The organism is Streptomyces noursei ATCC 11455 (assembly GCF_001704275.1).
GTDB classification, from domain to species: domain Bacteria; phylum Actinomycetota; class Actinomycetes; order Streptomycetales; family Streptomycetaceae; genus Streptomyces; species Streptomyces noursei.
The window spans coordinates 8,515,540-8,537,020 of the sequence record NZ_CP011533.1 but is presented as its reverse complement, the minus strand read 5'-3'; the positions used below and the strand labels follow the sequence as shown (position 1 = coordinate 8,537,020).

Below are 21,481 nucleotides of genomic sequence, written 5' to 3'. Positions count from 1 at the left end.
ACGCGTGGTGCCCCTTTCCGGAGATTCAGGGGGGGGTGGCGCAGGGGAAACCGCCGTCAGGCGGCAGAAGCGGCCGGCGTGGGGACGGCGGCGTGCAGGGCGCGGAGCGCGCTTTGATGCGTGAGCCAGCCGACGAGGTGCTCCTTGACCGGGTCGAGCACGGGCAAGCCGGTGCCGGGAGCGGCCACCAGGGCGTGCAGGGCCACGGCCAGCGACATGTCGGCGGTGAGGGCCGAAGCGGGCTGGGCGAGTTCGCCTACCTGCGACAGTCGGGCATCAGGGGCGCCGGCGAGAACTTCGGCGACGGCACGGGCGCTGAGTGTGCCCGCGAAGCGGCCGTGATCGTCGACCACGGGGAGTACGCCGTGGTCGGAGCGCGTCAGCAGGTCCGCCGCCGTTCCAAGGTCGGCCTTTGCGGACAGTGGCGCCGGTACGGCTTCCATCACCGTCTGCACGGTCTGCGTGCCGAGGGCGGCGTGGGGTGCGGGGGCGTGGAGGTCGATGCCGCGGCGGCGGAGTTTGAGGGTGTAGATGGTGTCGCGGGAGAGCAGTCGGCTGGTGGCGGTGGCCAGGACGATCGCGAGCATCAGGGGCAGGATGATCGAGTACTGGCCGGTGAGCTCGAAGAGGATGACGACGGCGGTGATCGGTGCCCGTGAGGCGCCGGCGAAGACCGCGCCCATCCCGACCAGGGCGTAGGCACCGGCTCCACCGGCGACGCCGGGTATGAGGTGACCGGCTGTGGTTCCGTAGGCGGCGCCCAGCATGGCGCCGATGAACAGGCTGGGTGCGAAGACGCCGCCGGACCCGCCGATGCCGATGGTCAGGCTGGTGGCCACGATCTTGCCGACCAGGAGGAGCAGCAGGAACGCGACGACATAGCCGCCCTTGGTGGCCTTCTCCAGCACGGGGTAGCCGACGCCGTACATCTCGGGCAGGACCAGCAGCACCAGACCCAGCAGGAGGCCGCCCGCCGCGGGCCGCAGCCACTCCGGGCCACGCCAGGCCCAGTCGCAGGCGTCCTCGATCCAGTACAGGATGCGGGTGAAGCCCACGCCCACGACACCGGCCACCACGCCGAGCGCCGCGAACAGCCCGTACTGGGCGAGGTGTTCGACGTGGAAGGGGGGAAGGGTGAGGAACGCGGTGTTGCCGAACGCCGCGCGTCCGATGACGCTGGCGGTGACGCTTGCGAGCACCGTGGCGCCGAACGCCTCGGCGCTGAAGGTGCCCAGGATCAGCTCCATGGAGAAGAAGACACCGGCCAGGGGTGCGTTGAAGGTGGCGGCGATGCCGCCGGCCGCACCGCAGGCGACCAGCAGCCGCATCCTGCCCTCGGGGACCTTGGCCAGCCGGCCCAGAGTCGAACCGAGGGCGGAACCGATCTGCACGATGGGCCCCTCCCGCCCGACCGAGCCACCGGAACCGATGCACAGCGCGGAAGCGAGCGCCTTGACGACGGAGACCTGGGGATTGATCCGCCCGCCGCGCTGCGCGACGGCGAGCATGACCTCCGGGACACCGTGGCCCCGCGCCTCCTTGGCGAACCGGTCGACCAACGGTCCGTACAGGAGCCCTCCCACGATGGGGGTGATGATCACGAACGCCGCGCCCAGCCACGGCACATGCGGGTTCGCGCTGCCGCCGGCGCCCGCGTAGTCGGCGTGACCGGAGAAGAGATGGGTGAACGTGGTGATCAGCCAGCGGAAGGCGATCGAGCCCAGGCCGGCGCCGGCACCCACCGCGATCGCGAGCACCAGCACCCCCCACGGCGCTCCGCGCAGCCGCGCCACGGGGGACGGGGGGCGGGCCTCGACGACTGGTGCCTGCGCGACGGTAGCGGAGGGGGGCACCGCATCTATGCCGGTCATATTTTTCCTCTCCTCGCTCTTTTTGCATTATGCAAACGCTGTCAAGTGCGCGTGTGTGCGAGATAGAAAGGAGCGTGACCGAGGGCGAGGGAGAATTACCGGACATGGCGGATGTGGACGAGGTCACCCGGGCGGTGCTGACCGCCTCGCGCGTACTGGTGGGGGTCTCCGCGCGCTCCCTGGCGGCGGCCGAGGACAAGGTCACCCTTCCCCAGTTCCGGCTGCTGATCGCCCTGTCCGCACACGGCGACGCCAACCTCTCCGGAGTGGCGGAAATCCTCGGCGTCAACCCGTCCACCGCGATGCGCATGATCGACCGGCTCACCGCGGCCGGCCTCACCGAGCGTCACCCCAACCCCGAAAACCGCCGCGAATCCCTGATCCACCTCACCCGGGACGGGCGCCGGATCGTCGACGAGGTCACCGCCCGCCGCCGCGAGGAGATCGCCGCCATCGTCAGCCGCATGGACCCGGCCCAGGGCCAAGCCCTGGTCGACGCCCTCACCGCCTTCGCCCACGCCGCCGACGAACCCGCAGTACCCACCGCAGGCCCCGACGCCTACCCGCTGGGCTGGACCGACACCACCACGCACTGACCTGCCGCCAGCTTCATCGGGCGCGAACGCGCCGGCCTAGGGCCTCGCGGACGCGACCTGGCCTGGGTACGCTCAGCGGCCTCCAGCCAGTCCCGGGGCACACGGTGCATCCGTCGTCGAACACCACGCGCCAGGCTCCTCCCCGAACACAGAAACCCCCGCCGGAGCCAGCGACACCGTTGGCGAATCCGGGGCTGAACGTGACGTCGGCCTTCACGACCCGTTGTGGTCGTGAAGGCCGACGTTGTGTTTGGGGAGGGTGTCGGTGTCGTTGCACGCCAGGAAGATCGATGGGGTTCCCGAGGAGACGGCCCGGACCGGCTGATCGCGGGAGACGCAGGTATCCAGCTCCTGGACCGGGTCCTTGAGGCCGCCGCAGAACACGGCTTGCTCAAGGCCGGCGGCCGTGCGCGCACGGACTCCACGATCGTGCTGTCCGCCGCCCGACAGATCAACGGACTGGTGCGGCTCGGTGAGACCCTGCGGGCCGCGTTGAACAGCGTCGCCGCCCGCGAGCCTGAGTGGCTGGCCGGCTGGGTTCCGTCCGACTGGTTCGACCGGTACGCGATCCGGTTCGAAGACACTCGCCTGTTCGCCGAGCAGATCGGTCGCAGCACGCGTCGTCACTATCCCCTTGTTCCGTCCACAGGCGGACGACGAGGTCGTCGCCACCGTCCGACGCGCCGGCCGGAGCGGGCAGATCAGCGCCCGCTATCTGGTCGGCTGCGACGGCGGGCGCAGTACCGTTCGCAAGTCGGCCGGCATCCCGTTCCTCGGCGAGACCTGGGACGAGGAACGCTTTGTGATGGGTTCAGTGCGCATCGACGGCATGGACCCGCGCTGCATGCACGTCTGGAACGACCCGGACCTCGGCGCGGGCGCTCTGGTGCTGGTCCCGATGGCCTTCGACGGTACCTGGGCCTTCCACACGTCCGTCACCGCCGACGAGAACCGCGAACTCCCTGCGCCCTCACTGGAGGACTTCCGGCGGCTGTTCGCCGAACGAGCAGCCCTGCCCGGGGTCGCCCTCCACGATCTGGTCTGGTCGACCGTCTGGCGGCCGACCGTCCGCATGGTCGAGAGGTACCGCACCGGCCGCGTCTTCCTGGCCGGTGACGCCGCGCACTGCCACTCCGCGGCAGACGGCCAGGGCATGAACACCGGCATCCAGGACGCGCACAACCTGAGCTGGAAGCTGGCCGCTGCCCTGCGCGGAGCCCCCGACTCCCTGCTCGACAGCTACCAGGCCGAACGGCTTCCGGTCGGCGCCGCGCTGCTCGCCGCCACCTCCGCGCAGCACCGGGCGCTGTTCGACTCCCAGGGTGCAGAGGTCCTGGCCAAGCAGTTCAACGACGCCACCGGCTCCGCCTCCGGTGCCGACCTCACTGGCCTGTCCATCAATTACCAAGGCAGCCCGCTCAGTCGCGACCTCGACAGTTCCACCGGCATCCGCGCCGGCGACCGCGCCCCCGACGCGCCCTGCCGCACCGCGGACGGCGAGGACATCCGGCTGTTCGACCTGCTCCGCGGACCGCATTTCACCCTGCTGGCCTTCGGCAAGCCACCCGCCGCGCCTCTCCCCGACATCCCCGGCGTACGGACGGTCACCGTGGACGACGCAGCGGGCACGGAAGTCCTGGACGTCCACGGCCACGCCCGCCGCGCCTACGGTGTCACCGGCGAGGCGACGGTCCTGGTGCGTCCAGACGGCTACGTCGCCCTCACCGCCGGACCGGTCGGCTCGCAGCAGGTCGCGCCCTACCTCGGCGAGCTCGTCCCTGCCGAGCCGGCAACCCATTGATGTCGCCGAGCCCGGTGCTCGTCCCCGGTGAGTTGACACCTTGACAGCAGAAAGATGTCGCTGACCTGCGAGGATACGAGTGTCGAAGTCGTTTCCGGTGCGGGAGTCAGGCCACGTTCTGGTGAGCGAGCGTACAGGGTGGGACCGGGATACGGGTCACTTGATCGACGTGATCCAGCCGTCGACGGTGACGACGTCGGCCTGCAGGGGGAAGACCTTCTCGGTGAGCACCCGGTGCACCTCGGCGTCGGCGTCGAGGCAGGCGTCCGCCAGTACGGTGAGGCGGAAGTCCAGGTCGGAGGCTTGACGCAGGGTGGACAGAACGACGCCGCTGGTGGCGATGCCGGTGAGGACCAGCCCGTCGATCTCGCGGGCGCGCAAGAGCAGGTCGAGGTCGCTGCCCACGAAGGCGCTGACACGCGTCCTCGTCACGACGAGATCGGCGGGTCGCGGCGCGATGTCCGGGTGGATCTCGGCGCCCGGGTCTTCGTCGGTGAACCAGACACCGTCGCCGAGTGCGCGGAGCATCTTGTTGCGCGCGCTGGCCTCGGGGTGCCCGGCGCGGAATCGGACGACCACGTAGATCACCGGCGTCTCCGCGGCGCGAGCCGCCCCGATCGCACCGCGCAGGCGGGCCAGATATCCGGCACCCTCGCCGAAGCGGTCCACGATGCCCCGCTGGACATCCATCACAAGGAGGGCGTTCTGCGCCATTCCTTCCGTCCTCTCATCGCGTCGACCGGTCCGGTTTCCCGACCGGCCTTCCGGTAGCGGCCACGCAGGGCCGGGGCGCACGCGGCGACGAGGGCCATCACCGTTGCCGTACCGAAGGCGGTGCCGGCACGTGGTGGAACGGTCCGGAGACGAGTTCGGGGAAGACCGGGGGCGCCCGCAGGCACGCCCTGCGCCCGCGGGCCGCTCGCGAGCGCGTTCAGGAGCGCCCCGGCCGGACTGACGATCACGAGCGAGAACGGCAGCCCGATCGACAGGGCGGTGCCGGAGTTGTGGAAGGCAGGGCGCATGCCCGAGGCGACGCCGCGCCGCGCGGGCGGCACGCTGCCAATGATCGCCGAGGTGTTGGGCGCGGCGAACATGCCCTGACCAAGTCCGCTCAGCACCGGGGGACTGCGGAAGCAGGAGCGGGGACCGCGGCGGGCAGTGGTGATGGGTTCGCCGTTGTTGCCTGACTCATCACGTCGGCCCGCCGGGCAGGTAGGAGGCGAGGTTGGCAAGCACGGTGTGCGGATCGGTCGGAACCCCGTGGGCGGCCAAGTAGCCATCCGGACGGATGAGGAGGGGCGTCTCCAGCCCGTCGACGAACTGGAAGTTCACAGGACCGATTCGGCCGCTCCCGGTCGGTCCGGTGGAGGGGTTCGGCAGGGCCAGGTTCCAGTCGAGACCCGCGGCCGGGACGAGCGTAGGGGAGACGCGTTGCCCGACGTGGTAGGTACCGTCGGCCGGTTCGGTCGCACATTCGGTCGCATAGCTGATGTCGAGCTGTGACAACCGCCTCGCCAGCCAGTCGGTGATGCCAGGTGCCTTGGCGGCTGCGGCGATGGTGTCGTTGCGCCGTTGGCACAGTTCCGGATCGCGCATGGTGGCGAGTGAGGTGATCTGGCTGGTGAAGGCGACCAGACCGGAAGCCACGGGATGGCGCTCGCCGTGGTAGGTGTCCAGGAGACTCTCAGGGGCGAGCCCGGTGAGCACGGCATGGAGCTTCCAAGCCAAGTTGCCGGCGTCCTGGATGCCGGTGTTCATGCCCTGGCCGCCGGCCGGGCTGTGGGTGTGCGCGGCGTCCCCCAGGAGGAAGACCGGGCCGTCCGAGAGCCGCTCGGCCACGCGTTCTTGCACGTGGTACGTGGATGCTGTGATGACTTCGACGGCCTTCGGCCCACCTTGCCGCGGGCCGCGGGTGGCCAGCAGCGTCTCGGTCTCTTCGGCGGTGGGCGCCTTCGAACCGGGAGGAACGGACGCAACCACCCGGTGCTGGCCGTCGGCCAGCGGTGACGTCAGCAGCATTCCCTCGGAGGAGAAGAAGAAGGTGGTGTCCTCAAGGAGCGCGGAAGCCGAACCCGGTTCGAGGCGGACATCCGCCAATGCGAACAGCTGCTCTCGTGTTTTGCCGGGGAAGGCGATCCCTGCTGTGGAGCGCACCCTGCTGTGAACGCCGTCGGCTCCGATCAAGTAGCGGGCGTACACGGCACGCACCGAGCCGTCGGGCGCGGCGACGGCGGCGGTCACACCGGGAAAGTCGGGGCTGAAGGTGATGAGTTTGTGGCGGCGGTGGACCATGCCGCCCAGCTCGGTCAGGCGGCGATGGAGATGTTCCTCGGTGGTCTGTTGGGAGACCAGCAGCATCATCGGGAACGGGGTGTCCAGGTTGTCGTAGGACCCACGGAGCAGAGTGCGCGCGCCGTCGTGCACGCTGAAGTGGCGGCCTCGAATTCCTGCGGCCACCAGGCGGTCGGCAACACCCACGCGGTCGAGGTACTCCAAAGCGCCGGGCTGAACGAAGGCGGCCTTGGCGCCGGGCTGGACCGCATCGGCACGCTCGATGAGCACATGGTCCACACCGAGCTGGGTGAGGCCGGCGGCGAGTGTGAGCCCGGCGGGGCCTGCACCGACGATCAGGACATCGGTCTGCGTGGCCAGTGAGGCCGTGGGAGAAGAGGCCATGCCGTCGGCGTCCTTCGTTGATTTGGCAGTTCGCCGAGCCACTCGTCAGGCGCCCGGTCTCCCCCCTGACAGTCTCGCGTGAGACGCCCCGGGCCGATCGGTCACTCCGGCCGGGCACGACACGAGAACCACCCGTATGGCCACCAGCGATGCAACCCGCCCACGCACTGCGCACCCGCCCGGCCTTGTCTCCACCGCACGCCCGAGACCCGAGCCCCCTCGATGAATCGGCCCTGCGAACTTCACCCAAGCCGCTGGTCGGACCGGCTGTGCGTTGACTTCCAGGGCGGTGATCGACGGCTCCCACGACGCAGCGGTGCGGGAGGCCGTGCGCGGCACCGGCATCCGCACGGCGAGCGAACGTCTCTGGCTCGTGGGCCCGCCGCAGGTCGTGGAGGGGGGAACGAGGCGTTCCACTGCCTGCGCGCGATCCACGATGCCTATGCCCGTGGAGTGGCCGTCGGCGCCGCCGCCGACGCGTCCCTGATAGAGCGGCGATGCAAGGCCATGGCGCAGATGCGTCGCCTCATGCGTGAGGACCTGGGCATCAACCCCTCGGAATCGAGTGATGGTCACCAGCGCTGAACTCGTCCCGGCCTCGCGAGATCCCCACTCACGCCGGTGGGCGACCTCGGGCTCTGTGGAGGGCGTGCCTGTCGGTGGTCACCGGCAGTCCTCCCGACTTGCTACCTGTGGGACGTGCGGGTCAGTTCACGGTTGCCGGGCTGAGTGCCTGTGTGGCCGCGAAAGTCGTCCAGGGAGCGCGGTCGACGACCAGACGGCGCAGCGTGCGTGCCTGACAAGGTGCGTTCCAGCCGAGTACGCCGACCACCCTCCCGTGGTGCCCGTAGGCGGCGGCGAAGTGGCCGTCCGACGTGTCGCCGTAGACGATCCGCATCTCCGCGTCCGGCGGGAAGATCCCGTACGCCTGGATCCTGGTGTCGTACTGGTCGGTCCAGAAGTAGGGCACAGGAGCGAACGGAGTCGCGTCGCCGAGCAGGTTGCCGGCCACGGCCATGGCCTGTTCGGTGGCGTTCATCCGATGCTCCAGCCGCATGCGGGTGCCGAAGTGCGCATTGGGCCAGGAGGCGACATCGCCGGCGGCGTAGATCCCGGGTGCCGCCTGGCAATACGCATCGCACTCCACCCCGTCTCCCAGCCGCAGGCCCGAACCTTCCAGCCAGCCGGTCGCGGGCGCGGCACCGAGGGCCATGACGACGACGTCGGCCGGCAGCGTGGTGCCGTCGCCGAGTTCCACTCCGGTCACCCGGCCGCCGGCGCCGCGCAGCCGGCGTACCGGCACTCCGCAACGCAGGCGTGTTCCGTGGTCCCTGTGCAACTCGGCGACGAGCGCACCGATCCGGTTCCCGAACGGGCGCCGCACCGGGACCGGCTCCGGTTCGGCCACGGTCACGTCCAGGCCCATGGCCCGGGCGGCCGCGGCGACCTCGGTGCCGAGGAATCCGGCACCGACCACGACCACCCGGGGCCCGGCTCGCAGCGCGGCGCGCAGGCCGATCGCGTCGTCGAGCGTGCGCAGAACGTGGACTCCGGCCAGATCGCCGTCGGGCAGGCGCCGGGGAGCCACACCGGTGGCGATGACCAGGGCGTCGAAGCCGATGCTCTCGCCGCCTTCCAGGCTCACCCGGCGGCCCGGGACGTCCAGGGCGACGGCGCGTTGTCCGAGCCGCAGGCCGGCCCGCAGCCGCGCGAGATCCGGCTGGGAGCGCAGGGTGGCACGTGCGGGCCCCCAGGCGCCGGTCAGGATCTGCTTGGACAGCGGCGGCCGGTCGTACGGCGGACGGGATTCCTCACCGATCAGCGTGAGTGTGCCGTCCCAGCCGCGGCGGCGGAGGGTCTCGGCCGCGGTCAGGCCAGCGGCCGAGGCTCCCACAATGACGATCCGGTTCACTCCTTCGTCTCCTGTTCTTCCAGCCAGATGGCCTGGGCCGGGCAGAGGGCGACGGCCTGCCGGACGTCGTCGGCGAGGCCCTCAGGAGGGTTCTCGGCGAGCAGGACGACGATGCCGTCCTCCTCGCGCTGGTCGAACACCTCCGGCGCGGTCAGCACGCACTGACCGGAGGCCACACACTTGTTCTGGTCGACGATCACCTTCATCGGATGCTCCTTTCCTGCACGGCACTTGGCCGCGCTCACCAGGTGACGGGCAGTTCGTAGACGCCGTAGGCGGCCCCGTCGTGCTTGAACGGGACCTCGTCGAGATCCACGGCCAGCTTCAACGTGGGGATGCGGCGGTACAGGGTGCTGTAGACGACCTGCAACTCCACCCGGGCCAGCGGCTGGCCCAGGCACTGGTGGACGCCAAAGCCGAAAGCCACGTGGTGGCGGGGATTGCTGTCGATGTCCAGTTGGTCGGGGTCGGGGAAGGCCGCGGGATCGCGGTTGGCGACGTCGTTGGCGAGGACGACGCCCTCGCCGGTGCGGATGGTCACGCCGCCGACCTCGATGTCCTCCAGGGCCACCCGGCGCCGTCCGCTGTGCGGGATGGTGAGGTAGCGCAGGAGTTCCTCGACCGCCGAAGCGACCAGCTTCGGATCATCGCTCTCGCGCAGCCGGGCCAGCTGGTCCGGGTTCTGCAGCAGGGCCAGGGTGCCCAGCGCGATCATGTTCGCGGTGGTCTCGTGCCCGGCGGTCAGCAGCAGCATCCCCATGCCGGCCGCTTCATGCCGGGAGAGCTCGCCGGCCCTGACCCGCTCGGCCAGCGTGGAGAGCACGTCGTCGGCCGGGTGGGCGAGTTTGACGCCGATCTGCTGGTCCAGGTAGTCGAGCAGCTGCTGTGTGGCCACCCGCGCCTGCTCCACGGTGCTGGTGGTCTTGATCAGGATCTTGCTGTTGGCCTGGAAGAAGTCGTGGTCGGCATACGGAACGCCGAGCAGCTCGCAGATCACCAGTGACGGCACCGGCAACGCGAACGCCTGCACCAGGTCCACCGGCTTGGGCCCGGCGAGCATGGTGTCGATCAGGCCGTCGACGATCTTCTGAATGGCAGGCCGCAGCGCCTCCACCTGCCTGATGGAGAAGGCCGCGGTCACCATCCGGCGAAGCCGGGCGTGTTCCGGATCGTCCATGTTGATGAAGGTCCGCGACTGCCTCCGGCGCTCCTTCTGGGCCGGGCTCAGATGGGGGTAGTGCGGGAGGTCGCTGTCCGAACTGATCCGTGGATCGGCGAGTAGAGCCCGTACGTCCTCGTAGCGCGTGACCAGCCACGGGCTGCTGCCGTCCCACAGCCGCACCCGGCTGATCGGAGCCTGGTCCTGCAGGGTGCGCAGGGCCGGCGGCGGATCGAAGGGGCAGCGGGCAGCCCGGGTCATGGGGTAGTCCGGTACCTGCGCCGATGGCATATCGGTGCCGGGTGCCGCGTTGGTGCTCATGGTTCTCCGCCCTTTCCGGAAGTCGGATATGGGGGCAGTACCGGGACCGAGCCCGGCGCGCGTGGGGCGCGACGTGGCAGCGGAGCAGGTCCCGCCTGCTGGAGGAGACACCGAAGAGCGCAGCCAGGAGGATCAGGAGGGTGATTCGCCGCTGGAAATACGGGGTTGTGGGGCGGCTTGGATCATCCGCCGGACGATGGGCAGGGCCGTGCGCATGGCCTCGCCGAGCGCCCGCACGTCCTGCTCGGGCAACGCGGCCAGCATGCCGGCCACCCGGGCACTCTGCGTGCGCCGGCGCTCGGCCATCAGCTCTCGCCCGGCTTCCGTGATGGCAACCAGGCGGACCCGCCCGTCCTCGGGATGGCCCACTCGAGTGGCCAGGCCCTGGTCTTCCAGCCGTTGCACCAGGGCGGTCATCGACGGTTGGGCGATGCCCTCCGCCGCTGCCAGCGCGGTCAGCCGGATCGTACCTTCCTGCTCCAGTCTGCTGAGCGTCGAGGCGGTGGTCAGACTCATGCTCTGCCGGCCCGACAGGAGGTGCCTGACCAGTCCGGTGGCCAGCTCGTTCAGCGCCGTCGCCACCTCCTGGTGACCCTCTTCAGGTGTCTCATCCATACCCATACCTATATCACCCTTCTATATAGGATGTCTATATTCTCTATCTATATAGACATCCTATATAGAAGGGTGATATAAATGCCGTAGCCCCTCAGGGGTTCTGGTCACAACCAGGGCGCCACGGCGGCGCCCGAAGGAAGGTGATGACCGTGACCTGCACCTACGCCCCAGAGGCACCCCCTCGCACAGGCCCTGCTCGGAGTCCGTCGGCATCAGTCGACACATGGACCCTCGCGCACGACCCGGAAGCCGCTGGAGAGGCCCGCAAGATCACCAAAGAGCTGCTGGCTCAGTGGAGCGTCGCCGAGGACGCAGCCGACTCGGTCCTTCTGACCGTCTCCGAACTCGTCACCAACGCCGTGGAGCATGCCCAGCCTCCACTGAACTTCGGACTGAGCCACGACCCGGGCGCTCAGCGAGTGCACATCGAGGTGTCCGACGGAGGCCCCGCCGCCATGGACGGCGACTGGGCAGCCAACTGCACCCCTGACGAGCACGGCCGCGGACTGGAGATTGTCGATCAGCTCACCGCCGCGCACGGCCACCGTGAGGAAGCCGGACGCGCCGTCCACTGGGCCGACGTCACCAGCGCGCCCTGACTCGACCGCGCGGCAGCAGGCTGCGCCGGATGACGGCACCAGCCGTCGCATGGAGCGGCGGCTGCCGTCGAGCACAGCGAATCCCACAAATGGTCGTCTGTGAGAGTTCTACGATTGCCTCGAAGGTGATCACGTTTCCGCGGGTCGCCGCTCGCAGAAGACCTCTCGAAACCGGCATGCCATGCAAGGCACTTCTGAGGTGCAATACCACACCCCCACTTCGTCCTCGTGTCCGCTCTGCGAGAGGAACTCGAAGTGCCGGTGCCTGCAAGCCGAGGCCCTGGCCACGCGTGGAAGCAGGGTGGGCGCTCGCGGTCGTGTCACGCCCCCTATGGAGCAGCCGGCGAGAATCGGGCAGCCCGTACGTCGGCCGCCCGGCAGAAGCTGGCGAGCCGACTCGAAGCTCTTCTGCCCACGCGGTCGGTGGAGCCTCAACGGGCGGCGTCAAGCCGTGTTGAGGGGCACTCGGTAGCCAAGGCAATGAGGGGGCCGCCCAGACCGGCGGCCCCTATTTGATCAATGCGCTGACCTGCCTTGAGCTGATGACATCTGTCAAACGTTCGTCATCGTTGAGCGTCCTCCAACGGCCCCGAGACGGCCCGGGATCACTGCCCGACGAAAGGTTCCAGAACGAACACCGGGAACTCCTGCGAGGTCCTCTTCTGCACGTCGGCGTACCTCGGAAAGACGGCGACCGCGCGTTGCCACCACTCCGTCCTCTCCTTGCCGGCGGCCTCATGGGCCATCATGTCCTGCTTCACGGGGCCGTCCTGGAGTTCGACGTGCGGATCGGCCTTGACGTTGAAGTACCACAGCGGATGCTTGGGGGATCCGCCCAACGAGCCGACCACCGCATAGCGCCCGTGGTACTCGACGCGCATCACCGGCGCCTTGCGGATCTTGCCGCTCTTGGCGCCCCGGGTGGTCAGCACCACCACGGCCCGCCCTGTGTCCCACAGTGTCGTCCCCTTGGTGCCGCCGGAGCTTTCGTACACCTCCACTTGCTCGCGCACCCACTGCGTCGTGCTGGGTTCATACTCGCCCTCGAGAGGCATGGCATCCGTCCCCTCGTCGTAGGAATGTTCTCGCACCAAGCTCCAACGCCGGTGCGCGCATCAGACATTCCGGGCAGGGGTGACCTCGCAGGTGGATGCACTGCCCGCGGTCGGGTCCGGCTTCTCACCTGAGGCCATCGCTCCGAGGACCCACTCACGTCCGAGGAAGCCGACCTTCGCGAACGCCTCCAGGCCCAGGTACTCCAGAGCTCAAGGTCCGAGTAGCCGACAAGATCATCGCCTAGGTGCCAACGGCAGTTCCATCGGGCTCCGGGGCCGGTTTCGTAGATCGCCCAGAAGCTTGGCATCACCTCGGGCAAGAACCAGGGCAATCGCCCCTCAGTCGCCACGGCCTACCGCATCCTCGCCGAGGGCGAAACGGTCGACCTCAGGACCTTTCTCGCTTCGGGCCTACGCGCCTTGGCCTGCGAGTGCGACCTTCCGTCCGGTGCGTGCCGCTTCTCTGATCCGCTCCAGCATGCCGTGCCGCCGGACGGCGTGCCGGAAGTCGGGAACGCCGTCCTCATCTGGCCCAAGGCTCCCGGTGATCTGGTCGCGCAGAAGCGCGTACTCGTGGGCGACGTTGCAGGCGGGCTCGGCGGATCGCTCGGTCCATTGTGTCAGCGACCGCTGGTAGCGAGCGGGAACCGGAAGTTCGGTCAAGGCGCCCTCCCCTCCTCGGGCGCCGTACAGCCGCAGCCGCCCCTGGAACCACAGAGCCTGGTCGGCCTTGACGACGAGATCGCCCTCCGTGCCGTTGATCTCCCAATGAAACGCGGTGGCGCGGGACGTCCCACCGCGGAGGTGCACCGCGGCCACGGCCCCCGACTCCAGCACCCCCGTGACGGCGATCTGGTCCTCTGCGCTCTTGGCCGCGACCGCCCCGCTCGTGACGTGGGTGACCTCCGGGCGCAGGTTCTCGATGAGAGCCGACACCTCGCGGAACTCCCCGAGCACCATGGTCAGCGCGTCGACCGAGTGCCCGAAGGGAATCGACAGCAGCGTGGCGCCGCTCGTGACGTCCAGCACATACGCATGGCTGTCGTCGTAAGTTGCGCCCCCGATCCAGCCCGACCCGAGCATGCTGGTCGACAGCACCCGCCCTACGTAGCCCTCGGCGACCAAGTCCCGCAGATACCGAAGCGGCGGAGCCGACCGGGCCTGCAGGCCGACTCCTGTGAGCACACCCCTGCAATGCGCGAGGTCGGCCAGCTCCTCGGCCTGCGCGAGGTCGGCACCGAGCGGCCACTCGCTGAACACCATCTTCCCCGCTTCCAGCGCGGGTCGGATGAGCTCCAGGTGGTGCGGAACCTTCACCGTCACCACCACGAGGTCGACTTCCTCGCTGCGGGCCAGCTCCTCTGCGCTGTCGAAGGTCAGCGGCACCGCATACTTCTCGCCGGCGGCACGAGCCGATTCGACGGTGCTGGCGCTCAGCGCCCGCAACTCATATCCGTCGAGCCCGGCCAGCGCCGGCACATGGGCGGTGGCCGCCCAACCGCCACTCGCGCTCAGACCTACGACACCGACACGAATCAGCCCTCCAAGAGGGGAAATGGACGTCAAGTGCACCCCAGTGTTCGCGACCGCCTGCTTTCTCACCTCAGAACGGCCAATAGCCATGGAGGACACGGTCCAAGCTTCACGTTCAGCTACATGCCGAGGCCACCGCGCTCACCCGCCGGATCGCGGCGTTCATCCAGGCCAACAACCCGCAGTTGCTCGGACTCACCGGCGTCGGCCCGGACAGCGCGTCCATCTTGCTCATAGCCGCCGGCGACAACCACGACCGCCTCCGCGACGAGGCGTCCCTCGTGGCCCTGTGCGGCGCCAGCCCAGTCGAACACTCCTCCGGCAAGAACCAACGCCGACGGCTCGACCAAGGCGGGAACCGACAGGCCAACGTCGCCCTTTAGTTAGGTCTGCGCGGGGGCCTCCGCGGTGACGACATAGAGCGTCACCGCAGCGAAGAACGGACTCCGTACGAGGTGGTCCAGCCACCCTTCGGCCTGCCGACGGGTGAGATAGCCGGCGGCCACGGCGCGCTCTCGGTGTTGCGTTGGAGACCGAGAACCTAGTCGGCGGAACGGACTTCGCGAAAGACCGAGGTGACCGGGACGACTGACGTGACGGCGAATCCCGCTTGCTCGGCCAGCCGAGGCAGCTGCCGCCCGACGATGGCATTGCGCACGATCCGGTCGGTGATATGGCGGGTGTACGCCCGGGCGACATCCAGGTCCGGGTGGTCGACGGCGAGTGAGTCCCAGTCGGGCTCGGCCATGACGAATCGGCCGCCAGGACGCAGGACCCGCCGCGCCTCCGCCAGAACCCCAGGAACGTCGGCAGCGTGTTGGAGCACGCGGTCGGTGCGCACCCGATCCGCAGAGCAAGGGGGCAGCGGCAGCGTATGCACGTCGGCCATCAGCACATCGGCGTGCGGCAGGCCGGCAACGCGGGTCAGCGCCTGACGGGCCATCTGAGGGTCGGAGTCGACCCCTAGAACCATCCCTGCGGGTGCTGCTGCACGTGCCAGCGCACCGAGGTCGGTGCCCGGCCCGCAGCCCAGGTCCAGGACAAGGTGGCCTGGTTGGATGGCCAGCGTGTCGAGTACGGCCTGCTTGTAGGAGTGCGCGAGATCGGTGGTGGCGAGCCGATCCTGGTGGCGATCTTGTCGGGGACCACGGCCTCGAAGATGCGCCCCGCGACCTGGGCAAGGACCTCGATTTCGCCTTTGAGCATCTCGCGGCCGGCAAAGGTCAGACGCATCGGGCGTCGCCTGCCCTCTCCGTCCAGATACTCGATCAATCCCTTGCCGCGCAGCCGTGTCAACGCGCTGGACAGGCTGCCGCGGCCGAGTCTCTCGCCGGTCATCCGCTCAAAGGCTTCGATGGTGCGTGTCACCGACCCCCTCTACGCCCTGTACGCCCGCCGACTTCGCCGACAACTCCAGGGCGGGGAACTGCCCAGGCACATCGGACTGATCATGGATGGCAACCGCCGCTGGGCGCGCCAACGAGGTATCGGGAACCCGAGCCTCGGCCATAAGTACGGTGCAGAGCACGTCGAGAACGTGCTGTCCTGGTGCGAGGCCCTCCAGATCAGGCATGTCACTGTGTTCGTCTGCTCCGCCGAGAATCTCCAACGGCGCGGCGACGCCGAGGTCGCCTTCCTGATGCAGGTGATCGAGGAAGTCCTGACCCGGCACCTCGCCCGGCCGCTGCCGTGCTGGCAGGTGCATATCGCCGGAGCGCTCGACACGCTGCCCGACACCACTGCCCGCGCCCTCAAAGAGGCAGTCGAGGTCACACGGGAGTGCCCCACAGGGGCGCACGTGACCCTCGCCGTCGGTTACGGCGGCCGCCAGGAACTCGTGGACGCCATGCGGGATCTGCTGTACGAGCAGGCGGAGACCGACAGGCCGTTGCGGGACCTCGCCGCCCACCTGACCGCGGACGACATCGCCCGCCACCTGTACACCGCCGGCCAGCCGGACCCAGACCTCGTCATCCGCACCAGCGGAGAGCAGCGCATGTCGAACTTCCTACTATGGCAGGGCGCTTACTCAGAACTGTACTTCTGCGAGGCGTATTGGCCGGCATTCCGTGAGATCGACTTCCTGCGTGCCGTACGCGCGTACGCCGCCCGACAGCGCCGCTACGGCGCCTGAGAAGAGCCCGCCATGAATGATCTTGAAGTCGTTGATCGTGCCGGGCAGTGTCGGCAAGAGCCACCGGATCCGCCCAACGTGGTCGGCGAGCAGGCCGGGTTTTCCCCTGGTTCAGGCGTATTTGCCGAGGTCGCTGGCCTGAAGGGCGGCCTGGTCGTTGATGCCGATGACGTAGCCGTCGGGGTCGCGGAAGTAGAACATGCGCTGGCCGGTGTGGTCAGTGTCGGTGTCCTTGATGATCTCGGCGTGCTCGGCGATGTGGTCGTGGGCGGCGTCGAAGTTGTCCACGGCAAGGTAGAACATGCCGGCGAACCCGATGGGGGTGTCCGCCAGGACGGGCAGCCAGTTCTTCAGGTCGGCGTTGCTGTAGAGCATCCCGCAGAATCCGCCCTGGTAGGTCAGCATGTGAATGTCGTCCCCTGGGCTGGCGGTGCTGGAATCGACGTCGAAGCCGAGCTTCTTGTAGAACGCGATGCTGGCGGCGGTGTCCTTGACGCTCAGGCAGGGAGCGAACGGCATGAGTCCTCCATGGTCAGGTGCGGCCTTCGCCGGGGTGCGAGCGCGGGGGCCGGCATACGGCGGGCACTCCGGGGTTCCCTTCTCCGCCGGTCGGGGCGGGGGTGCACTCCGGGGGCCGCCGTCCCGGTGAGAGCAGCCGCTGTGAGCGGCTGTGCCAGCGGGCGCTGCTGATGCAGAAGGGCTGGCCGGAGAGGTCGAGCAGGACGGTCCAGTGGTCCCCGCCCGGCTGGTGGGCGGGTTTGGTGGCGCCCAGTTCCAGGAGCCGCTTCTGCGCCGCCTCGACGTCGTAGAACGTGACGTCCATGTGGCAGGCGAGTTCGTCCTGAGGCCAAGCCCTTCTTCCCACACGTTGGCGCCTCAGGGACGTCGCTGCTGTCCGTGGCGGAGGTTGTGCAGCCGTTCACGGGTGGCGGGGGCAGGTCGGCCACCACGCATTCCCAGGCGTGGTGGAGCATCTCGGTGAGTTCTTCGACGGGCACGGTGCCTTCGTCCAGGTGCACGGTGATCCAGTGCCACCGGCGCCCTTGGTACCACGGGCGAACTGCCGTGTGTTGTTGGCACAGGTGCAGGGCGAGGTGGGGTTCGCACCTGACGGTTACCTGCTCGGGGTGCGCTTTGGTCGCTGCCGCGAGCATGACGAAGATGCTGCCGCCGACTTTGTAGACGGGCCTGCTGGGGCCCCACGGTTCTTCCTCCGTCACCTCCGGCAACGCGAGGGCGAGCGCCGCGACTTCTTCGGGGGCATGGTTACGTCCTTCGTACGGGCCGGTGGCTGGGGCCGGCTCACGGCGGGTGGCGCGCGCTGCCACGCAGTGGGGCCGGCCCGCGCGGCGTCGTGGCGGCGATGACGCGTCGTGGCGGCACACTGTGGGATGCGCGACGCCCGGAACCCGGCCCGCGGCGCGTAGGAGCGCGTCGTGACTGCATCGGGTTCCCGGGCGCCGCGTTCAGCGGTAGTCGTCGGCCTTCGGCGCCTGTCCGGTCCGCATGAAGTCCTGGAAGTAGCGGACGGAGTCGGGGGCCGAGCCGTCGGCGTCGGTGAAGCCGTACTCCTTGGCCAGTGTGCCGACGGACAGGGATTGGCCGTTGTAGCGTGCCACGTCCGGGTCGGTGGCGAGTGCGGTGACGGCGCGGGCGGTGAAGACGGGGGTCTCGGAGATCGCGAAGGTGGAGTCCACCGTGCAGCCGTCGCGCCAGTTCTCCTCGGTGATGCCGAACGCGTCGAGCATCGCCTCGGTGCGCATCCAGCCCGGAGCAAGACCGAGTGCCGTGCAGCCGTATTCCTTCACCTCTTCGGCCAGTGCCCACGTCATCCGGAAGGGTGCGAATTTGGCGAGGTCGAAGGCGAAGGGGGCGCGGTAGTGGCTGCGGTTGAACTCCTCGGTCCCGTCGGTGAGTTCCACGACCAGTCCGCCGGGTCGCCGGATCAGCAGGGGCAGGGCGTAGTGGCTGGTGACGTAGTAGGTCTCGATGCCGAGCTGGAGCATGCGCCGGCCCTTGTCCAGGTCGCATTCCCACATCTTCTTGCCGCGCTCGACGAGGTGCTCCGCGCCCCAGATGGTGTTGACGAGGATGTCCAGCCGTCCTTGTTCCCGGTCGATGCGCTCGGCCAGCGCCTGAACCTGGTCCGCCTGGAGGTGATCGACCACCGCGGCGATGCCTTCGCCGCCGGCGGCGGTGACCAGCTCGGCGGTCTGCTCGATGGTCTCCGTCGGCCGGCCCGTCTCGCTGACCGTGCCGCGGGTGGTGCGGCCGGTCGCATAGACGGTGGCCCCGGCCCGGCCGAGTTCGACGGCGACAGCACGGGCCGCGCCGCGACTGGCCCCCGTGACCAGCGCCACCTTTCCGGCCAGCACCTTCTCCCCACCCGCACTCTGACTCTTCTGCGCCTTCACGGCATTAGCTCCTTTTTTGCGTCGATAGTCATGGAGGGGAGTATGAGGCGGATATAGGGCGCTTTCTGTCCTGCTTGCCGCGCCCGTCGACATTCACCCAAGTGCTCCGCCTGCCGGGGCTTGCTCAACGTCACCGACTTCGATGCCGGCCGGACATTGCCGCGATCGGAACAGGCAACCGCCGAATCCGGAGAACCCCATCCACACGGCCCGCCGGCCCCGGTATGGGTCCCGTTGGTCGGCTCAGCCCTGCGGCATGGTGAAGAGGCCGAAGCGGTTGCCGTGCGGGTCGGTCAGGCGGGCGAAGACCAGGCCGTAGGCGGTGGCTTCGGGGCCGTACTCCACCGCTCCGCCGAGCGAGAGGGCCCTGGCGACGTCGGTGGGCACGTCCGTGGCCAGGAACGTGGGCATGGCGAACTCCGCGCCGTCCGCAACCGCGCTGTAGTCGTGCATGCCGCCGGTGGGGGCCGGGCCGGTGAAGATGCTGAAGTACGGCGTGCTCACCGACCCCGGGTCCTGCTCGAAGCGCCAGCCGAACGCCTGGGCGTAGAAGGCCCGCGTCGCCTCGGCGTCGGTGGTACCGATCTCGAAGCTGGCGAACGCGCCCGGCTGGGGCCGGCCCGGCCCCTGCTCCGCCTCCTGGGCGCCGGTGCGAGAGACGAGCGTGAGGACGTTGCCGCGCGGGTCGGTCACGCGGGCGCGGACGGTTCGGTCGCTATCCGGGGCGGCCGAGGCGATCACGGTGGCGCCCAGCTTCTCCAGCCGTGCCGCGTCGGCGGCCACGTCATCGGAGAGGACGCGCAGGCTGGTGGCTTCCTTGCCGCCGGTGGCGTGCTGCCGGATGAGGCCCATCGGGGCGGCCGCGCCCGGGGCGGTGATCCGGATGCGTGTGGAGCCGTCGGCACCGTAGCCGGGTTCGGTGGCGAAGGTCCAGCCCAGCAGCGGGCCGTAGAAGTCCGTAACGGCCTTGGCGTCAGCGGTGTCGATCTCGAACCCGGAGATCATGTCGAGGCAGGACAGTTCCATGGCGCTTTCCTTTCAGAGCTTTCACAGGATCGGGAGAAGCAGAGGGGTTTCTCCCGGCTTGAACGCCACCGTAGGAGCCCTTTAGGACACCTCACGTCACCATTGCCTGGCAGGCTGAAAGGCATGACCCAGGACCTTCCCGCCCGGATGCTGCGCCTGCTGTCCCTGCTGCAGATGCGCCGCGATTGGATCGGCGCCGACCTCGCCGAACGCCTCGGTGTCACCCTGCGCACCATTCGCCGCGACATCGACCGCCTCCGCGACCTGGGCTACCCCGTCCACGGCACCACCGGAAAGGCCGGCGGCTACCGCCTGGCCGCCGGAACCGACCTCCCGCCGCTCCTGCTCGACGACGAGGAAGCCGTCGCCATCGCCGTCGCCCTGCGCACCGCCACCAGCGGCGTGCGCGGTATCGAGGAGAGCGCGGTGCGCGCCCTGGCCAAGCTGGAGCAGGTCCTGCCCGCCCGCCTGCGCCACCATGTCGCGGCCCTGCACACCGCCACCGTCCCCGTGCCCTGGGCCGGCGGCCCGCAGGCCGACCCCTCCGCGCTGGCGACCCTGGCCGCGGCCTGCCGCGACCATGAGGTCGTCACGTTCACCTACGCGTCCAAGAGTGACGCCGCGGTGGGACGGCGCCGCGCCGAACCGCACGGCCTGGTGGTCGCCGGCGACCGCTGGTACCTGGTCGCCTACGACACCGACCGCGCCGACTGGCGCACCTTCCGCGTCGACCGCCTCACCGACCCGGCCCCCACCGGCCGCCGCGTCACCCCACGGCCCCTGCCCGCCGCCAACGCGGCAGCCTTCCTCGCCGCACGCATCGCCGCCGCTCCCGCCCCCTACACCCTGACGGCCACCGTGCCCCTCGACGCCGAGACCCTGCGCGCTCGCCCCGGGACCCTCCCCGACCGCGTCCGCCCCGTCGACGAACACACCAGCACCCTCGACCTCACCGCCGACGACCCCCGCCACCTCGCCGCCCAGCTCTTCCACCTCGACCCCGGCAGCACCGTAAACGGCCCCGCCGAACTCGCCCCACACCTGGAGGAACTGGGACAACTGCTGCTCCGCACCGCCCGCGCCCTCGCCCAACCCCGCGACGGGACGGACAAGCACGGCGCGGACCAGCACGGCACCGACGGCACCGTGAACCGCTGACGGCACGCACACCCGCCGCCCGGCCCGCCGCCCGCATCACCACCGTGCACCGGGCCGGGTTCGTCACGGCGGACGAACCGCCCGGCCTACTTGGGCGGTAGTTCGGCGGCGGCCTCCCAGCCCAGATGCAGCCAGTCGTCAAGGACGTCGTCATCGAGGGCCTCTCCCGCCACCAGCAGCCAGCCCTTCGACACCCGGCCCTTGACCTCGAACGGCCGCGCACCGGGCCGGGCCAGGGCCTCCACGGCGTCCTCCGGCGCGACCCGCACGAACAACTCGTCGCCCACCACACCGGCCACCGTGTTGCCCTGCGCCATGAAGACCAGCCCGCCGAACATCTTCTTCACCGTGACCGGCTCGGTAGCCTCCAACTTCTCCCGAACTCTCTCCGCCAACACCTCGTCGTGAGCCGTGGAGCGACGCGCGCCAGGCCGCCACGACGGGAGAGCCGCGCGGCGATCGAGCGGCCATACCCTCCAGCACCCGCCCTCCGGCATCGCCCACGCCTTCCTCATCACGGGATGTCTCGGCGAAGGGTGCGTAGAGGGTTGTCAGAGTTCTCAAAAAGCGTGCCTTTTCCCGGGCCCTCGCCGCTGTCCCGCCTCCGG

At 69.5% G+C, this 21,481-nt stretch carries 24 protein-coding genes and 2 pseudogenes; 6 read left to right on the top strand and 20 right to left on the bottom strand.

Features of this window, described 5'->3' with window-relative positions:
* Positions 1-56 precede the first annotated feature (56 nt).
* A complete protein-coding gene (locus tag SNOUR_RS36310; protein WP_067359071.1) occupies positions 57-1,760 on the bottom strand; it encodes a chloride channel protein in 1,704 nt (567 codons plus the stop codon).
* 215 nt (positions 1,761-1,975) lie between these two features.
* Here SNOUR_RS36310 and SNOUR_RS36305 point away from each other — a divergent pair, with 215 nt between their 5' ends.
* Entirely contained in the window at positions 1,976-2,467 is a 492-nt protein-coding gene (locus SNOUR_RS36305) for a MarR family winged helix-turn-helix transcriptional regulator (protein WP_099055750.1), read from the top strand.
* A gap of 213 nt (positions 2,468-2,680) precedes the next feature.
* On the opposite strand, the gene SNOUR_RS46600 is transcribed toward SNOUR_RS36305, so the two are convergent.
* Positions 2,681-3,094 (bottom strand): hypothetical protein, encoded by a 414-nt coding sequence (locus SNOUR_RS46600; protein WP_159425988.1) that lies wholly within the window; start codon positions 3,092-3,094, stop codon positions 2,681-2,683.
* Between the two features lie 7 nt (positions 3,095-3,101).
* On the opposite strand from SNOUR_RS46600, the gene SNOUR_RS36300 reads away from it, so the two are divergent.
* Entirely contained in the window at positions 3,102-4,268 is a 1,167-nt protein-coding gene (locus tag SNOUR_RS36300) for an FAD-dependent monooxygenase (RefSeq protein ID WP_067355664.1), read from the top strand.
* 156 nt (positions 4,269-4,424) lie between these two features.
* On the opposite strand, the gene SNOUR_RS36295 is transcribed toward SNOUR_RS36300, so the two are convergent.
* The 7 genes from SNOUR_RS36295 to SNOUR_RS36260 all read right to left on the bottom strand — a co-directional run bounded on the left by SNOUR_RS36295 (position 4,425) and on the right by SNOUR_RS36260 (position 10,951).
* A complete protein-coding gene (locus SNOUR_RS36295) occupies positions 4,425-4,982 on the bottom strand; it encodes a cysteine hydrolase family protein (protein WP_067355662.1) in 558 nt (185 codons plus the stop codon).
* Entirely contained in the window at positions 4,958-5,362 is a 405-nt protein-coding gene (locus SNOUR_RS36290) for an MFS transporter (protein ID WP_067355659.1), read from the bottom strand. The genes SNOUR_RS36295 and SNOUR_RS36290 overlap by 25 nt, the downstream gene beginning before the upstream one ends.
* 97 nt (positions 5,363-5,459) lie before the next feature.
* Positions 5,460-6,944, bottom strand: a complete 1,485-nt coding sequence (locus SNOUR_RS36285; protein ID WP_079143096.1) for an FAD-dependent monooxygenase — start codon at positions 6,942-6,944, stop codon at positions 5,460-5,462.
* A 706-nt stretch (positions 6,945-7,650) separates the two neighbouring features.
* On the bottom strand, positions 7,651-8,856 hold the full coding sequence (locus tag SNOUR_RS36275; RefSeq protein ID WP_312634853.1) for an NAD(P)/FAD-dependent oxidoreductase: 1,206 nt from the start codon (positions 8,854-8,856) through the stop codon (positions 7,651-7,653).
* A complete protein-coding gene (locus SNOUR_RS36270) occupies positions 8,853-9,062 on the bottom strand; it encodes a ferredoxin (RefSeq protein WP_067355652.1) in 210 nt (69 codons plus the stop codon). The genes SNOUR_RS36275 and SNOUR_RS36270 overlap by 4 nt, the downstream gene beginning before the upstream one ends.
* Before the next feature lie 35 nt (positions 9,063-9,097).
* On the bottom strand, positions 9,098-10,336 hold the full coding sequence (locus SNOUR_RS36265) for a cytochrome P450 (protein ID WP_312634851.1): 1,239 nt from the start codon (positions 10,334-10,336) through the stop codon (positions 9,098-9,100).
* Between the two features lie 132 nt (positions 10,337-10,468).
* Complete coding sequence (locus SNOUR_RS36260; RefSeq protein ID WP_079143647.1) at positions 10,469-10,951, bottom strand: MarR family winged helix-turn-helix transcriptional regulator; 483 nt, start codon at positions 10,949-10,951, stop codon at positions 10,469-10,471.
* A gap of 146 nt (positions 10,952-11,097) precedes the next feature.
* Between SNOUR_RS36260 and SNOUR_RS36255 the strand changes: the two genes are divergently transcribed.
* Positions 11,098-11,553 carry an ATP-binding protein gene (locus SNOUR_RS36255; protein ID WP_079143095.1) on the top strand — a complete coding sequence of 152 codons (456 nt, stop codon included), beginning with the start codon at positions 11,098-11,100 and terminating at the stop codon, positions 11,551-11,553.
* Positions 11,554-12,158: 605 nt separating this feature from the next.
* Here SNOUR_RS36255 and SNOUR_RS36250 read toward each other — a convergent pair.
* Together SNOUR_RS36250 and SNOUR_RS36245 are read right to left on the bottom strand one after the other, a co-directional pair.
* On the bottom strand, positions 12,159-12,608 hold the full coding sequence (locus SNOUR_RS36250) for a nitroreductase family deazaflavin-dependent oxidoreductase (protein ID WP_067355647.1): 450 nt from the start codon (positions 12,606-12,608) through the stop codon (positions 12,159-12,161).
* Between the two features lie 411 nt (positions 12,609-13,019).
* A complete protein-coding gene (locus tag SNOUR_RS36245) occupies positions 13,020-14,231 on the bottom strand; it encodes a Gfo/Idh/MocA family oxidoreductase (RefSeq protein ID WP_099055749.1) in 1,212 nt (403 codons plus the stop codon).
* Between the two features lie 95 nt (positions 14,232-14,326).
* Between SNOUR_RS36245 and SNOUR_RS36240 the strand changes: the two genes are divergently transcribed.
* On the top strand, positions 14,327-14,524 hold the full coding sequence (locus SNOUR_RS36240; protein ID WP_067355645.1) for a transposase: 198 nt from the start codon (positions 14,327-14,329) through the stop codon (positions 14,522-14,524).
* Here the strand turns inward: SNOUR_RS36240 and SNOUR_RS48700 are convergent, their stop codons facing one another.
* From SNOUR_RS48700 to SNOUR_RS48690, 3 genes are read right to left on the bottom strand one after another with little or no spacing between them, the layout of a single operon-like run.
* Entirely contained in the window at positions 14,525-14,647 is a 123-nt protein-coding gene (locus SNOUR_RS48700; protein ID WP_312634842.1) for a hypothetical protein, read from the bottom strand.
* 35 nt (positions 14,648-14,682) lie between these two features.
* Positions 14,683-15,174 carry a methyltransferase domain-containing protein gene (locus SNOUR_RS48695; RefSeq protein ID WP_312636205.1) on the bottom strand — a complete coding sequence of 164 codons (492 nt, stop codon included), beginning with the start codon at positions 15,172-15,174 and terminating at the stop codon, positions 14,683-14,685.
* A complete protein-coding gene (locus SNOUR_RS48690) occupies positions 15,105-15,509 on the bottom strand; it encodes a MarR family winged helix-turn-helix transcriptional regulator (RefSeq protein ID WP_312634841.1) in 405 nt (134 codons plus the stop codon). Before SNOUR_RS48690 ends, SNOUR_RS48695 begins: the two co-directional genes overlap by 70 nt.
* Here SNOUR_RS48690 and uppS point away from each other — a divergent pair.
* Positions 15,499-16,275, top strand: coding sequence for a polyprenyl diphosphate synthase (gene uppS / locus SNOUR_RS36230; protein ID WP_312636203.1), 777 nt, complete (start codon positions 15,499-15,501; stop codon positions 16,273-16,275). The two genes, SNOUR_RS48690 and uppS, sit on opposite strands and share 11 nt — an antisense overlap.
* 111 nt (positions 16,276-16,386) lie before the next feature.
* On the opposite strand, the gene SNOUR_RS36225 is transcribed toward uppS, so the two are convergent.
* The 5 genes and pseudogenes from SNOUR_RS36225 to SNOUR_RS36210 all read right to left on the bottom strand — a co-directional run bounded on the left by SNOUR_RS36225 (position 16,387) and on the right by SNOUR_RS36210 (position 19,715).
* A complete protein-coding gene (locus tag SNOUR_RS36225) occupies positions 16,387-16,794 on the bottom strand; it encodes a VOC family protein (RefSeq protein ID WP_067355642.1) in 408 nt (135 codons plus the stop codon).
* A 13-nt stretch (positions 16,795-16,807) separates the two neighbouring features.
* Positions 16,808-17,173 (bottom strand): annotated as a pseudogene (locus tag SNOUR_RS36220) (VOC family protein); the annotation flags it as partial.
* Positions 17,174-17,240: 67 nt separating this feature from the next.
* Positions 17,241-17,603 (bottom strand): annotated as a pseudogene (locus tag SNOUR_RS49330) (MmcQ/YjbR family DNA-binding protein); the annotation flags it as partial.
* Positions 17,604-17,741: 138 nt separating this feature from the next.
* Positions 17,742-18,689: an SDR family oxidoreductase gene (locus tag SNOUR_RS36215; RefSeq protein ID WP_067355637.1), complete on the bottom strand. Its 948-nt coding sequence runs from the start codon at positions 18,687-18,689 to the stop codon at positions 17,742-17,744.
* A gap of 243 nt (positions 18,690-18,932) precedes the next feature.
* Positions 18,933-19,715 (bottom strand): VOC family protein, encoded by a 783-nt coding sequence (locus SNOUR_RS36210; protein ID WP_067355635.1) that lies wholly within the window; start codon positions 19,713-19,715, stop codon positions 18,933-18,935.
* A 123-nt stretch (positions 19,716-19,838) separates the two neighbouring features.
* Here SNOUR_RS36210 and SNOUR_RS36205 point away from each other — a divergent pair, with 123 nt between their 5' ends.
* Positions 19,839-20,873 (top strand): helix-turn-helix transcriptional regulator, encoded by a 1,035-nt coding sequence (locus SNOUR_RS36205; protein ID WP_067355632.1) that lies wholly within the window; start codon positions 19,839-19,841, stop codon positions 20,871-20,873.
* 86 nt (positions 20,874-20,959) lie between these two features.
* On the opposite strand, the gene SNOUR_RS36200 is transcribed toward SNOUR_RS36205, so the two are convergent.
* A complete protein-coding gene (locus SNOUR_RS36200; RefSeq protein WP_067355629.1) occupies positions 20,960-21,271 on the bottom strand; it encodes a TfoX/Sxy family protein in 312 nt (103 codons plus the stop codon).
* Positions 21,272-21,481: the final 210 nt, after the last annotated feature.